Here is a 14,291-nt window from a genome sequence, read left to right on the forward strand (position 1 = left end):
GTGGCGCCGCGACCACCGCCGTCGTCGGGCGGGCGGGGCACGGTCGGAGGGGCGACCGACCTGCGCGGGGAGCGTGACCGCCACGAACATCGCGATTGGCGCAAACCCGGCGAATTGTGTGTTAATCGGTGTGGCCCGCGGTGGGGGTGGGCCACACCGAGTTGTCGACGCGAGGGGGGAAGATGGGTGGGCGCACGTACGGACAGCGTGTGAGGGGCCGCTGGACACGACGGGTCGCGGGGGCGCTGGCCGGGGCGACGGCGCTCGGCATCGCGCTGGTGACGCCGGTGCAGGCGGTGCCGCTGTTCCCGGGCGGGCCGGAACTGCCGGCCCTCGAACTTCCCCAGTTGCCGGTGCTGCAGCTGCCGCAGATCCCCGGCCTGCCGCCGCTCCCGGTGCCGCAGATCCCGGGCCTGCCGGCCCCCGCACCCGCCGAGCCGGAGGTCGGTCCGGCGAACTTCACCGCGCCGAGCCTGAACCCGTCCGAGGGTGAGGTCGTCGGTGTCGCGCAGCCGATCATCATCGGGTTCACCGAGCCGATCGCGGACCGCGCGGTCGCCGAACGGGCCATCAAGATCACCACGACGCCGAAGGTGGACGGCGGCCACTTCTACTGGATCAGCGACCGTCAGGTGCGCTGGCGGCCGGAGCAGTTCTGGCCCGCGAACACCGACGTGGTCGTCGAGGCCGGTGGGTCGAGGTCGGCGTTCCACGTCGGCGACGCGGTGGTCACGACCGCAGACGACGCGACGAAGCAGATCACGGTGACCCGCAACGGCGAGGTCGTCAAGACGATGCCGACGTCGATGGGCAAGCCCGGTCACGAGACCCCGAACGGCACGTACATCGTCGGCGAGAAGCATCGCGACATGTACATGGACTCCTCGACGTACGGGGTGCCGGTGGACGCGCCGGAGGGCTACCGCACGTATGTCGAGTACGCCACCCGCATCTCCAACAGCGGCATCTTCGTGCACGCCGCACCGTGGTCCGTGTGGGCCCAGGGCAACACCGACACCAGCCACGGCTGCCTGAACGTGAGCACCGAGGACGGCCGGTGGTTCTTCGAGAACGCCCGCAAGGGTGACCCGGTGATCGTCGTCGGCACGGGTGGCGGCACGCTCGACGGCCGCGACGGTCTCGGCGACTGGAACCGCTGAGCGGGCTCGTCAGAGGGTGCCGGTGAGCCGGGCGACGGTCTCGTCGATCGCCTCGATCGCCTCGGTGCGGGAGTACTGCTCGTAGTTGAAGGCCTCCCAGCCGGTGAGCAGGCACCACCAGAGCATGCGGCGCAACCAGCGCACCTTGAGGGTGGAGGCGAACGTGCCTTCCGCCATGCCGCGCTCGAGCAGGTCGACCAGCGGCTTGTCGGTCTTGTCCAGGCGCACCCAGAACGCCTCTTTCGACAGGACCTGTGGGTCGCCGTAGACCAGTGCCAGGGTGGGGCCGATCTCGAAGCACTCGTGGCTCATCCGGCGCAGCGCCAGGTCGGCCGGTCCCTCCGACGGCCGGGCCCGCACGAGTGCCGCGTCGAGTTTGTCGAGGGCGTGCTCGCCGAGTGCGGTGACCAGGTCTCCGCGCTCGGGGTAGTAGCGGTGGAGGGTGCTGCGTCCGACCTCGGCCGCGGCGGCGATCTCGCTCAGTGGCGCGCTCGGGTTCTTGCTCAGTACGTCGACCGCCGCGTCGAGAATCGCCCGTCGGGTGCGGGCCTTGGTGCCCGATTCGGCGGTTCCCTCGGTCGTCATGGGTTCACGTTAGCAGCGTGAACATCCTAAAGAGAACTTCCTTTGACAAAAATGGGACACACATGTACCAATGTGGACATGACTGACTCGCGGGGGAAGATGTCCTGGCCGAACGTCCGGCTGCTGTGGTCGTTCATCCGGCCGCATCGGCGGATGCTGTTCCTCGGCATCGTGCTCGGTCTGACCTTCACCGCGGCCAGCCTGGCCATCCCGATGGTGATCAAGGTGATCCTCGACGCGCTCGGGTCGGGGACGAGCATGACCGCACCGATCGTCATCCTGGCCGGGATCCTCGTGGTCGCGGGCGTCATCGGGTTCGTGCAGCACAACCTGATGGGCGCGCTCGCCGCCCAGGTGGTGTTCGACGCGCGTGAGTCCATGGTGCGCAAGTACTTCCGCGCCACCGTCGCGAGCGTGACGAAGCGACCCTCCGGTGAACTGGTCACCCGCGTCACCTCCGACACCGTGCTGCTGCGGGAGGCGGCGTCCTCGTCGCTGGTCGAACTCGTCAACGGGACGGTCGCCATCGTCGGCACCCTGGTGTTGATGGCCGTGCTCGACCCGGTGCTCCTCGGCACGATGGTGGCCGCGCTCGTCGTCGTCGGCGTCGCCGCGTCGGGACTGATGCCGTTGATCGGCAAGTCGCAGCGCCTGGCTCAGGAATCGGTCGGCCGGATGGGTGGCGGCCTCGAGGGCGCCCTGCGGGCGATCCGCACGGTCAAGGCCTCGCGCGCGGAGGCCCGCGAGGCCGAGCGGATCATCGTCGACGCGCGCGACTCCCAGCAACACAGCCTGCGCGCGGTGCGTGCGACCGCCGTGGTCTGGACCGTCGTCAGCGGCGGAATGCAGCTCGCCGTCGCCGGCATCCTCGCGTTCGGGGCGTGGCGCGTGAGCACCGGGGTGCTGGCGGTGTCGAGCCTGATCGCGTTCCTGCTGTATGCCTTCCAGCTCCTCCCTCCGGTCTCGCAGCTCGCCACCAACGTCGCGATGATCCAGTCCGGCATCGCCGCGGCGGCCCGGATCCGGGAGGTGCAGGACATGGAGGTCGAGGAGGCCGTCGACGCGCAGGTCGTCGATCTGCGCCCCCGCGCCGCCGCCGGTGTCCCGGTGCTCGAGCTGGTCGACGTCACGGCCCGCTACGCTCCGGGCGCCGACCCGTCACTCCGTTCGGTCAGCGCGGTCATCCCGTCGCGCGGGCACACCGCGATCGTCGGACCGTCGGGGGCGGGGAAGACGACGCTGTTCTCGCTGCTGCTGCGCTTCCTCCACCCCGAGCAGGGCGAGATCCTGCTGGACGGCGTCCCGTACAGCACGCTCCCGTTCGACCAGGTCCGGTCCCGCCTCGCGTACGTCGAACAGGAGACGCCGATCGTCCCCGGCACGGTGCGATCCAACGTCCAGTTCACCTATCCGGAGGCGACCGAGGACGAGATCTGGGCGGCGTTGCGGGCGGTTCACCTCGACGACGCGGTGCGCGCAATGCCGAACGGGCTCGACACCGACCTCACCGCATCCAGTGTCTCGGGCGGGCAGCGCCAGCGAATCGCCCTGGCGCGTGCCATCGTCCGCCGCCCGGAGGTGCTGCTGCTCGACGAGGCCACCGCACAGATCGACGGGCGCACCGAGGCCGCGATCCAGGACGTGATCACGGAGCTCGCGCAGACCGGGGCGGTGGTGACGATCGCGCACCGGCTGTCGACCGTGATCGACGCCGACACGATCCTCGTGATGGAGCAGGGTTGCATCCGGGCCCGCGGCACCCATGCCGAGCTGATGGCGTCCGACGAGCTCTACCGGGACCTGGTCACGGCCCTGCGGATCGCGCCCGAGGCGGCACTCGCCGGCTGACCCGCGCGTGCTCCCTGCGGCCGGTCCACGGTGGCGGTACTCTCGCACGATGGGCACCGCTTTCAAGCAGCCGATATCTGCGGACGACCGTCGCAAGGCAGGTAAGCGCCTGCGGACGAGTGTGCCTCGCAGTGCACATGCGCAGTGGGAACCTGCGGCGGGGCGACCCGACCCCACGGACGTTCTCGCCAAGCAGAACGAACACCGGGTGCCCGAACTGGTCCCCCTGCGGTACGAGCGGATGCTGGTGTCCCCGTTCACGTTCCTCCGCGGCTCGGCCGGGATCATGGCGTGGGACCTCGCGAACGGTCCGCGGACCGACCTGATGGTCGTCGCCAGCGGGGATGCGCACCTGGCCAACTTCGGGCTGTTCGCCGGCCCCGACCGTCGACTCGTGTTCGACCTCAACGACTTCGACGAGGTGCACCTCGGGCCGTTCGAGTGGGACGTCAAACGCCTGGCGGTGTCGGTCGCGGTCGCGTCGGAGGACAACGGGCACAGCGCGGCCGACGCGCGGGCCGCGGCCCGGCTCGTCGCCCAGACCTACCGGGAGACGATGCGGCGAGCGGCGGGAATGACGGCCCTCGACATCTGGTACGCCCGTATCGAAGCCGACACCATCGTCGACCAACTGCGTGACGAGCTCAACAAGCGGCAGCTCGAATACGCCGAGGCGTCGTTCGCGAAGGCGGAGCAGCGCACGCAGCTCGGAGCCCTCGCCCGGTTCGCGCGCCCGACCGACGCCGGGTTCCGGATCAAGGAGGATCCGCCGCTGATCGTCCGCCTCCCCTACGAGCGGCAGGTCGAGGTGGTCGACCTGCTGCGTGCCGCGATGGGGGGCTACCTCGACTCGCTGGCCAGTGACCGCCGACAGTTGGTGCGGCGCTACCACTTCCAGGACATCGCCCGCAAGGTCGTCGGTGTCGGGTCGGTCGGGACGATGTCCTTCATGGCGCTGTTCGTCGGCGACGTCGCGAACGACCCGCTGTTCCTGCAGATCAAGGAGGCGCAGGCGTCGGTGCTGGCACCGTACGTCACCGGCCTGCCGTACTCCGATCAGGGCCAGCGGGTGGTGGAGGGGCAGCGGCTCATCCAGAGCGCCAGCGATCCGTTCCTCGGCTGGTTCACCGGCGCCGGTGCCCTCGGCCGCGACTTCTACGTCCGCCAATTGCGGGACAAGAAGGGCGGTTTCGACATCGCCCGGATGAGGCCGGCGGGCCTGCGGATCTACGCCCGGCTGTGTGCCACCGCGCTGGCACGCGCGCACGCCCGCACCGGCGATCCCGCCGCGATCGCGGCCTACCTCGGTTCGGGGACCGTGTTCGACGACGCGATCGAGCGGTGGGCGGCCGGTTACGCGACCCAGAACCGCGCCGACTTCGAACGGGTGAAGGCGTCCCGCGGATAGTCGGCGCCGTCGGTCCCGCGCGAGCGGCTCCGGTCTCCCGATTCGGTGTTCGGTGCCCACCCGAACCGAAGTCGTCGGTGGGGGAGTGCCCGGGTGCGCCGGGGATAACCGGCCGGACGTGGGCAGGGACGGTGGGGATCCCGGCTCGATGCGGGACCCCGACCGGTCCGCTGTCACGGTGACGGAATCACCAGATCTTCACGCGCCGTTCCGGTTCCAGGTAGAGAGCGTCGCCCGGCTCGACAGCGAAGGCCTCGTGGAACACGTCGAGGTTGCGGACCACCCCGTTGCAGCGGAACTCCGGCGGCGAGTGCGGGTCGACGGCGAGGCGCCGGATCGCCTCCTCGTTGCGCGCCTTGGTGCGCCACACCTGCGCCCAGCCGAAGAACACCCGCTGCAGGCCGCTCAGGCCGTCCAGGTCCGGGGCGTCCTCGCCGTCGAGCGCGATCTTGTACGCCTCCAACGCGATCGACAGTCCGCCGAGGTCGCCGATGTTCTCGCCGATCGTGAACTCGCCGTTGACCTTGTGGCCGGGGAGGGCCTTCGGCTCGAACTCGTTGTACTGCTCGATCAGCGCCGTGGTGCGCTTGCCGAACTCGGTGCGGTCGTCGTCGGTCCACCAGTCGATCATGTTGCCGTCGCCGTCGTACTTGGCGCCCTGATCGTCGAACCCGTGTCCGATCTCGTGGCCGATGACCGCGCCGATACCGCCGTAGTTGGCGGCGTCGTCCGCCTCCGCGTCGAAGAACGGCGGCTGGAGAATCGCTGCGGGGAAGACGATCTCGTTCATGCCCGGGTTGTAGTAGGCGTTGACGGTCTGCGGCGTCATGAACCACTCGTCGCGGTCCACCGGGCCACCGAGCTTGGCGAGGTCACGGTCGTGCTCGTGCGCGTACCCGCGCCGGTAGTTCCCGACCAGGTCGCCGGCGTCGATGGACAGGGTGCTGTAGTCCCGCCACTTGTCCGGGTAGCCGATCTTCGGGGTGAACTTCTCGAGCTTCGCCAGGGCGGCCTGCCGGGTGTCCGGTCCCATCCACTCGAGGTCGGAGATGTTGCGGCGGTACGCCTCCTGCAGGTTCGCGACCAGCTCCTGCATCCGGGCCTTCGCGGCCGGCGGGAAGTGGCGCTCCACGTACAGTTTGCCGACGGATTCGCCGACCAGATCCTGCACCAGGGAGACGCCGCGCTTCCACCGCTCCCGGTTCTCCTCGGTGCCGGAGAGGGTCTTGCCGTAGAACGCGAAGTCCTCGGCGACCAGGGCCTCGGTCAGATACGGTGCACGGGAGTGGATCACCTTCCACGCCGCCCAGGTCTTCCAGTCGTCGAGGGGGCGTGCGGTCCACAGCTCGGTCAGCGACGTGAGGAAGCTGGGCTGGCGGACCACCATTTCGGCGAACGTCTCCGACGTGCCACCGAGAGCGGAAATCCACGTGGTCCAGTCGAACCCGGGATTCTCGGCGGCGAGGGCGTCGAGTGTGACGAGGTTGTAGCTCAGCTCGGCGTCACGTCGCTTGACCACGTCCCAGTGCCCGGCGGCGATCGCCGTCTCGAGTTCGAGGATGCGGCGGGCGGCCCCGGCCGGGTCGGGGCGACCGGCGAGGGTGAGCATCGCCTCGATGTGCGCGAGGTAGGCGTCGCGGATCTCGGCGTACGAGTCCTCGCGGTAGTACGACTCGTCGGGCAGGCCGATGCCGGACTGCGTCAGGTGCACCAGGTAGCGCGCGGAGTTCTTCGCGTCGGTGTCGACGTAGTTGCCGATCGCGCCGCCGACCCCGGTGCGCTGCAACCGGCCGAGCAGTCCCGCGAGCTCCGACCGGTCCGCGACGGCGTCGACCTCGGCCAGCTCGTCGGCGATCGGGTCCAGCCCGGCCCGCTCGGCCGCGTCGGCGTCCATGAACGACCGGTACAGGTCGCCGATGCGCTGGGGATCGGTGCCCGGGGCGCCGTTCGCGTCGGCGGCCTCGGTGATGATCGCCCGCACGTCGATCTCGGCCTGGTCGTAGAGGGTGCGGAAGGCGCCGTCGACAGCCCGGTCGGCGGGGATCTCGTAGGTGTCCAGCCACTTGCCGTTGACGTGGACGAACAGGTCGTCCTGGGCGCGGGTGCCCGTGTCGAGGTGGGTGAGGTCGATTCCGGAGCGCGTCATGCCCTCCATCATGGCCGTTCCGCGGCCCGGGCGTGGTGTGCGGGGCGCCACGCCCGGGCACGCGGTCGCTACACGCCGATGTTGATGGCGCCGCGGTAGCCGTCGGCCGTCCTGACCACGGTGACCATGCCCGACGCGTCGAAGATGGTGTCGGTGGCGTTGGTGACGTTCTTCGCGCGGCCGGTGTGCTCGTCGTACGGGCCGGTCGCGTAGATCTCGTCGAGCAGGGCCTCCTCGAAGAACAGCTGCGTGGTCAGCACCGTCTTCTTGTCGACGTGCACGTTCAGGTGGATGTGCGTGGTCCGGCCCATGTACCAGCCGGGGAAGATCGTCGTGAACGTCGCGACACCGTTGCCGTCGGTGGTCTGCGCCCCGCGCAGGTAGGTGCCGTCGTCGGTGGTGGTCGCCTCGGTGTCTCCGACGCTGTACGAGCCGTTCGACGTCTCCCCGGACCCCTCCGCGCCGGGTGCGCCGGGGCCGCCCTGAGCGCCGGGCCCGCCGGGGCCGCCCTGCGGGGGTTGGCCACCGGCCGGCGGCGCCCCTGCCGGCGGCCGGCCGGCGGCGCCGCCCGCAACGCCCGGCCCGCCGAAGCCCTCGCCGGCGGGCGGGGTGCCGTTCGCTCCGAGTGAGCCGGACTCGAAGCCGGAGTACACCCCGCCCGCGTCGCAGTGCCAGATCTCGACGACGGCGTTCCCGATCCCGCCGCGACCCTCCGGGGTACAGGTCGCCGAATCCTGCACGCGCAGAGCGAGTTCGAACGTGGTGCCGGGACGGTCCTCCCGGATGTCGTTGCGGATCGAGTCGACGTCGAACCAGTACGGTCCCTGCGTCTCCTCCTTGCTGGTGACGCACTGCGGAGCCTGTGCGAGCAGGGCCGTCACGTCGTCGGTCGCCGCGGCGGTACCGGCGCCCGTCGCCGCGGCCGCCGAGGTCGTCGAGGTGCTGGACGAACCGTTGCCCGCGCAGGCCGCGATCAGGCCGCTGAGGCCGACGGTGCCGCCGAGGGCGAGGGCCCGCCGCCGGCTGACGCGCGCCCGACTGCTCTCGATGTCCTTGTTCACTGCTTCACTCCGATCGATGTCGTTGTCGACTCGATCGTGACCCGCGGCGCTGGGACCTCGCTGGGTCCGAACCGCCAGGTCGCTGTGAACGGTGTCAGCGCGGCGCGGGTTCCAGCGTGATCGAGAACTGATTCTCGAGGTTCTCGCGGAATTCGTTCTCGCAGCGTTGGATCGCGGCGCGGTCGTTGCCCGCGTCACGGAGGCAGTCCGCGAAGTCCCGGCCGCCGACCTTGTTGAAGATTCCGATGCCGACGACGACCAGCACGATCGACACGACGATCGCGAGGACGCCGAGGATGATGCCCGCCAACGACATTCCGCCGTTGGTGGCGCGCTGCTTCGAGAACTGGGAGCGGCCGACGATGCCGAGGATGACCGCGAGGGCACCGAGAACGATGCCGCCGATGATGGTCCAGACGGCGAGGACACCGAGGACGCCGAGGACCAGGGCCGCGATGCCGGCGCCGTTGCTCGGTTGCGGGGGCGGCGCCGGGTAGCCACCGGGATACTGCTGGCCCGGGTACGGCTGACCACCGGGGTAGGGCTGCCCCGGGTACGGGGGCTGACCACCACCCGGATAGGGCTGACCCCCGGGGTACGGCTGCGCGCCCGGATACGGCGGCTGGGCTCCCGGGTACGGGGGTTGCCCGCCGGGGTACTGGGGCCCGGAACCGGGAGGACCGTACGGCGGCTGCTGTCCCTCCGGCGGGGGTGTGCCCTCGGGATGCGGCGGCGGATTCGTCATCGGCCCTCCTCGGTTCGCGCGCGGTCGCCGGACGGCGTCCGTCGTCGCAGACTAACCCGCGGTCGGCCGGTTTGCCGGGATCGTCGCAGTCCCCGTCAGAGCAGCTGAACGCTCGCGTGGGCGCGGGACAGGATCACACCCGACGTGTCGACCAGTTCGGTGTCGATGACGGCGAGCCGGCGTCCGGCCCGCACGACCTCCGAGCGGACCCGTACCGGACCGCCGTCGAGGGCGGGGGAGCGGACGAAGTCGATGCACAGGTCGAGGGCGCGGTAGTCCTGCGCGGCGGCGGTCAGGGTCTGTGCGGCGAGCCCGGTCAACAGATCGGACACCGCGATGAGATTGCCGCCCTGGACGGTGCCGAAGTAGTTCGCCATCCAGGCCTGCGGTGCGAACTCGCCGACGACGAGGCCCCGGTCGACCGACACCATGTCGACCCCGAACAGTCCGGCCAACGGTCCCCGCGCCACCGCACCCGACGCGATCGAGGTCACCACCTGCAGGCCCGGCAGGTCGGCGAACTCCGCGCGATCGGTGACCGGTTCGGGGACCGGGACGGGCAGCGGGTCGCCGTCGAACACCTCGTCGGCGTGGGTGGCGCCGCGGGTGACGACGATGGAGCGGGAGGTGAGCACCCCGCAGACCTGCCCGTCGGGGCCGGTCAGGTCACCGGCGGACAGGCCGATCCCCGCCTCGAGGTCGAGGTGGACGGCGTGCCCACGGGCGACGACGTCGCCTCGGTCCGGCAGCGGCGCGGCCAGGGTGGCGGTGACCTGCGAGAGCACCGTCTGCGTGCCCGCCGGCACCGAACGCCCGACGGCCCCGCCCGGCACCGCGTCGACCAGGACGCCCACCGACCCGAGGATGGTGCGCCCGCGGTGGTCGTGGAACCGGGCGCCGACCTCCTGCGCGTACTCGGTGCGACCGGGTTCGATCGGGGCCGGGCGCGCGCCCATCAACGCCAGAAGACGGTCGATGCGCGGTGCGTTCGTGGAGGTCATGCCCATTTTCTTATCATCCGGCCCGGCCGCCGCCGTCAGTGGGCGACCATACCGCCGTCGGCCAGCAGCACCTGCCCGGTGATGAAGCTGCCCGCATCGGAGGTCAGCAGCAGCGCCGGTCCCACCATCTCGTCGGGATCGGCGACCCGGCGTTGCAGCGACGCGGCCGCCATCGCGTCGACGAACTCCGGGGGGTTGTTCCGGACCATGTCGGTGTTCACCGACCCCGGTGCGAGGGCGTTCACGCGGATGCCGCGCGGAGCGAACTCGGCGGCCATCGACCGCGTGTACGACAGCAGCGCCGCCTTGCCCGCGGAGTACATCGCCGTCGTCGGGGAGAACATGAACGCGCCCGCGGAGATCACGTTGAGGACGGCCGCGTGCTCGCTCTTCTCCAGATACGGCAGCGCGGCCTGCACGAGGAACACCGGTCCGCGCAGGTTCACCTCGTACGACTTCGCCCACGCCTCGGGGGTGAACTCGCCGAGACGCTGGGTCAGGGGATTGGCGGCGTTGTTGACGACGATGTCGACGCCGCCGAACTCGGCGACGGCGGCGTCGACGAGCGCGGTGAGCGAGTCCAGGTCCCCGGTGTGGGTGGGTACCCCGATCGCCCGACCACCGAGTGTGTTCAGGTGGCGGGCCGCGGCCGCGCAGGCGTCGGGTTTACGGCTGGCGACAACGACATTCGCGCCGGAGCACGAGTACGCCTCGGCGAGGGCCAAGCCGATGCCGCGGGTGCCGCCGGTGACGATCGCGGTGCGGCCGCTCAGGTCGAAGAGCGAATCGAGGGTGGTGCGGTCCACTTACCGTGCTCCTTCGGTACGTCGGGGCGCCGACCATCGGGGCCGGCGCTTCTCCCGAAACGCGGCGACGGCCTCGGCGAAGTCGTCGCCACCCGTCCCCGCGAGGATCTGTGTGCGGTTCTCCAGCGCGATCGCGGCGTCGACATTGGGCGCGTCACGGTTCGCGGTCAGGACCTGCTTGGTCATCTCCAGCCCGAACGGGCTGTGCTCGCACAGAGTTTCGGCGAGGTCGAGTGCCGTGTCGAGGAGATCGTCGTCGGGCACGACGCGGGAGACCAGGCCGATGCGCTCGGCCTCCGCGGCGTCGACCCGGCGGGCCGTCATGATCAGTTCGGCCGCGCGGGCGGACCCGACGATCCGGGGCAGGGTGTAGCTGATGCCGATGTCGCAGCCGGACAGGCCCAACTTGACGAACTGGACGCCGAAGTGCGCGGATTCGGACGCGATCCGGAGGTCGCACGCCGCGGCCAGGGCCATCCCGCCGCCGTAGGCGGCCCCACCGACGGCGGCGATCACGGGTTGCGGCAGCCGCTGGATCCGAGGCACCAGTGACGCGATGAACTCCTGGGTTCGCATGCCGGCCGCCGGGCCGCTCAGGCTCGCCGCCACCGGAGCGGCGGCGGGCTCGGAAAGGTCCAGACCGGAACAGAACCCGCGGCCCGCGCCGGTCAGCACCACCACCCGGCAGGAGGTGTCGCGTTCGAGGTCGTCGAGCAGCGCGTGCAGGTCGCCGACGAGTTCCGGGTTGAGCGCGTTCAGGCGGTCGGGACGGTTCAGCGTCGCGACGAGGACGTCCGGGCTGGGCCGGTGCCGGATGACGGTGGACATGTCCCTCCCGGGCTGGTGGGGCCACGCTCCCCGGCGGGATCTCGGCGGGTCCGGGATCTCTACCGGAAGCTCTGTGGCGCAATCGGAATAGATTTAACGTACAGCATGTAAGGTAAATGTGTGGCGGAGAACACCGAATCGGTCCGGGGACGGCCGCGAGACAGGGCACGTCAGCGTGCCGTTCTCGACGCGACCCGCGAGCTGCTCGCCGAGGGCGGCTACGAGGCGTTGACGCTGGCCGCGGTCTCGCGCCGTGCCGGGGTCGGCCGCCCGCTGCTCTACCAGTGGTGGGGGTCGAAGGCCGCGCTCGTGCAGGAAACGCTGTTCACCCGCCCGCCCGGCATCCGCGGACCCGACGAGGCGATGCCCTTCGCGGACACCGTCACCGCGATGGTCCGGGAAATGGTCCAGCACCAGTCCCGACCGGAGTACCGACGCGGACTGCCGGGCCTGATCGCGGACATGGTTGCCGACCCCGACCTGCAGCGGCGGGCGGACGACGACTACATCGCACCGATCCGCGCGCACTACCGGGCGGTGTTCGCCCGCGGCATCGCCGCCGGCGAGGTCCGGCCCGACACCGACGGAGCCGCGGTGCTCGACACCCTGCGGGGCGCGGTCATGCTGCACACACTGGTGGGGCCCGCGTTGGACACCGAGGCGCTGGTCCGTCACCTCGCCGGGATCGTTCTGCACGGAGTCCTGTTGCACCCGAGCCGATAACACACCTGGAGGTCCACCCATGACCGTCACGCTGGATTTCGCAGGCAAGGTCGCCATCGTCACCGGGGCGGGTCGCGGCCTCGGCCGCGAGTACGCACTCGCGCTCGCCGCGCGGGGGGTGCGCGTTCTGGTCAACGACCGCGGCGGCAGCGCGAGTGGGGACGGGTCGTCGACGACGCCGGCCGACTCGGTCGTCGACCGGATCCGCGCCGCCGGCGGAGAGGCCGCCGCCGACAGCGGCGACGTGGTCAGCGAGCACGCGGACATCGTCGCGGCGGCGCACGAGCGCTGGGGCCGGCTCGACATCCTGGTCAACAACGCCGGCATCAGCGGCGGAGGCCTGCTGCACGAGATCGACCAGGCCGACTTCGACCGGGTCTTCGACACCCACTTCCGCGGCACGCTCGGCATGTTGCGGTCCGCGTGGCCCCTGCTCGCCGACGGCGGAGGTCGCGTCGTCAACACCTCGTCGTCCTCGGTGTTCGGGATGGGCGGCACCAGCCAGTACATCTCGGCGAAGGCCGCGATCATCGGGCTGACGCGCGCGGCGGCGCAGGAGGGCGAGGCCGTCGGTGTCGCCGTCAACGCGATCATGCCGACCGCGTACACCCGGCTCACGGACCAGATCCCGGACGAGGCGTTCCGCGACGTGCTGCGGTCGACCTTCCGGCCCGAACTGGTCGCCCCGTTCGTCACCTGGTTGTGCCACGACAGTGCCACCGTCACCGGCGAGCTGTTCGCCGTCGCAGGCGGGCGGGTGGCCCGGGTGTTTCTCGGCGAGGCGCCGGGCGTGGTGCTCGAGGAACCGACGCCCGAGGACTACGCCGGCCGACTCGGCCGGCTGATGTCCGTGGACGGGTTCACGATTCCCGAGAACGCGATGGCGGAGGCCGTCGCGACCTTCGCCGCGTTGGCGGCACCGACCGACGGGGTGCAGGGCGTCGACGGCTCGGGATGGGCACCCCGGACCGACGCCTGACCACGGCTCGCGGGTCGGCGTCAGACCGGCGGGTCGCGGTGGTCGTGGTCACCCCAGGCGGCCCGGCCGCCGTCGCTCCGGGCGGCTCAGGCACCGTCACCCCGGGCGGCTCGGCCGCCGTCATTCCGGGCGGCTCAGCCGCCGAGACGGGTGTGCATCTCCCAGACGAGCACCTCGGCGGCCTCGTCGTCGGCGGCGGTCAGGCGCTGCCCGCCCGTCGCGGTGAACCGGACCGCGTCGCCCTCGGTCAGCCGCCCCGCGCCCTCGAGGTCCACCGCGCCCTCGGCGACGAACAGGTGCAGGTACGGCGACTCCGGCAGCGTCACCGTGTCGCCGGGACGCATCCGCGCGACGGACAGGGCGGCACCCGAGTTGTTGATGCCGATCGCGGACTGACCGCGGTGCTTGCGCATTCCCGACGCCACCGTCACCAGGCCGCCGCGCAACAGCTCGTCCTCGATCTCGAGCTGTTCGTAGCCGGGCGCGACACCGGACTCGTCGGGCAACACCCACATCTGGATGAAGCGGACCGGATCCGAATGCTCGGGGCTGTCGGCCCCCGACAGCCGCCACGCGTCGTTCTTCTCCGAGTGCAGGATCCCGGTGCCCGCACTCATCCGTTGCGCCAGACCGGGGTAGATGACGCCGGCGTGACCCATCGAGTCCTGGTGGACCAGCGACCCGCGCAGCACCCAGGTCACGATCTCCATGTCCCGGTGCGGGTGCGTGTCGAAACCCTGACCCGGCGACACCGTGTCGTCGTTGTTGACCAGGAGCACGCCGTGATGGGTGTTGTCGGGGTCGTAGTGCTGACCGAACGAGAAGGAGTGCTTGGAGTCGAGCCAGGCGATCCTGGTGGTGAGCCGGTCGTCGGCGCGGCGAACGTCGACACGCGGGGTGGTCGCAGCCGTCATGGGGCCTCCTTCGTGAACTTCGTCCTTCAACATAGCGAGGCGCGGAGGTGTTCCCCTCAGCCGTGACCGCTCCGATGCCACAACGTT

At 70.8% G+C, this 14,291-nt stretch carries 13 protein-coding genes; 5 read left to right on the forward strand and 8 right to left on the reverse strand.

All coding sequences use genetic code 11. The features are described 5' to 3' along the window. Positions 1 to 182 precede the first annotated feature (182 nt). Entirely contained in the window at positions 183 to 1,160 is a 978-nt protein-coding gene (locus tag ABD951_RS16345; protein WP_345346943.1) for a L,D-transpeptidase, read from the forward strand. Between the two features lie 9 nt (positions 1,161 to 1,169). On the opposite strand, the gene ABD951_RS16350 is transcribed toward ABD951_RS16345, so the two are convergent. Continuing rightward, complete coding sequence (locus tag ABD951_RS16350) at positions 1,170 to 1,745, reverse strand: TetR/AcrR family transcriptional regulator (protein WP_345346946.1); 576 nt, start codon at positions 1,743 to 1,745, stop codon at positions 1,170 to 1,172. 78 nt (positions 1,746 to 1,823) lie between these two features. Between ABD951_RS16350 and ABD951_RS16355 the strand changes: the two genes are divergently transcribed. Beyond that, positions 1,824 to 3,593 (forward strand): ABC transporter ATP-binding protein, encoded by a 1,770-nt coding sequence (locus ABD951_RS16355; protein WP_345346949.1) that lies wholly within the window; start codon positions 1,824 to 1,826, stop codon positions 3,591 to 3,593. Positions 3,594 to 3,642: 49 nt separating this feature from the next. Then, positions 3,643 to 5,001, forward strand: coding sequence for a DUF2252 domain-containing protein (locus tag ABD951_RS16360; protein ID WP_345346952.1), 1,359 nt, complete (start codon positions 3,643 to 3,645; stop codon positions 4,999 to 5,001). A gap of 187 nt (positions 5,002 to 5,188) precedes the next feature. On the opposite strand, the gene ABD951_RS16365 is transcribed toward ABD951_RS16360, so the two are convergent. The 6 genes from ABD951_RS16365 to ABD951_RS16390 form a co-directional block, all read right to left on the reverse strand. Further along, positions 5,189 to 7,156 carry a M13 family metallopeptidase gene (locus ABD951_RS16365; protein ID WP_345347385.1) on the reverse strand — a complete coding sequence of 656 codons (1,968 nt, stop codon included), beginning with the start codon at positions 7,154 to 7,156 and terminating at the stop codon, positions 5,189 to 5,191. 59 nt (positions 7,157 to 7,215) lie between these two features. After that, positions 7,216 to 8,208 (reverse strand): peptidase associated/transthyretin-like domain-containing protein, encoded by a 993-nt coding sequence (locus ABD951_RS16370; protein ID WP_345346955.1) that lies wholly within the window; start codon positions 8,206 to 8,208, stop codon positions 7,216 to 7,218. A gap of 94 nt (positions 8,209 to 8,302) precedes the next feature. After that, a complete protein-coding gene (locus ABD951_RS16375; protein ID WP_345346958.1) occupies positions 8,303 to 8,953 on the reverse strand; it encodes a DUF4190 domain-containing protein in 651 nt (216 codons plus the stop codon). Between the two features lie 95 nt (positions 8,954 to 9,048). After that, a complete protein-coding gene (locus ABD951_RS16380) occupies positions 9,049 to 9,954 on the reverse strand; it encodes a PaaI family thioesterase (protein WP_345346961.1) in 906 nt (301 codons plus the stop codon). 35 nt (positions 9,955 to 9,989) lie between these two features. After that, positions 9,990 to 10,760: an SDR family NAD(P)-dependent oxidoreductase gene (locus tag ABD951_RS16385; protein ID WP_345346964.1), complete on the reverse strand. Its 771-nt coding sequence runs from the start codon at positions 10,758 to 10,760 to the stop codon at positions 9,990 to 9,992. Next, a complete protein-coding gene (locus tag ABD951_RS16390; protein WP_345346967.1) occupies positions 10,761 to 11,588 on the reverse strand; it encodes an enoyl-CoA hydratase/isomerase family protein in 828 nt (275 codons plus the stop codon). Between the two features lie 120 nt (positions 11,589 to 11,708). Between ABD951_RS16390 and ABD951_RS16395 the strand changes: the two genes are divergently transcribed. Further along, entirely contained in the window at positions 11,709 to 12,311 is a 603-nt protein-coding gene (locus tag ABD951_RS16395; protein WP_345346970.1) for a TetR/AcrR family transcriptional regulator, read from the forward strand. Between the two features lie 19 nt (positions 12,312 to 12,330). After that, complete coding sequence (locus ABD951_RS16400) at positions 12,331 to 13,290, forward strand: SDR family NAD(P)-dependent oxidoreductase (protein WP_345346973.1); 960 nt, start codon at positions 12,331 to 12,333, stop codon at positions 13,288 to 13,290. A gap of 134 nt (positions 13,291 to 13,424) precedes the next feature. On the opposite strand, the gene ABD951_RS16405 is transcribed toward ABD951_RS16400, so the two are convergent. Beyond that, positions 13,425 to 14,204, reverse strand: coding sequence for a pirin family protein (locus ABD951_RS16405; protein WP_345346976.1), 780 nt, complete (start codon positions 14,202 to 14,204; stop codon positions 13,425 to 13,427). Between the last annotated feature and the right edge of the window lie 87 nt (positions 14,205 to 14,291).

It is taken from the genome of Rhodococcus olei (assembly GCF_039540555.1).
GTDB classification, from domain to species: Bacteria; Actinomycetota; Actinomycetes; order Mycobacteriales; family Mycobacteriaceae; genus Rhodococcus_G; species Rhodococcus_G olei.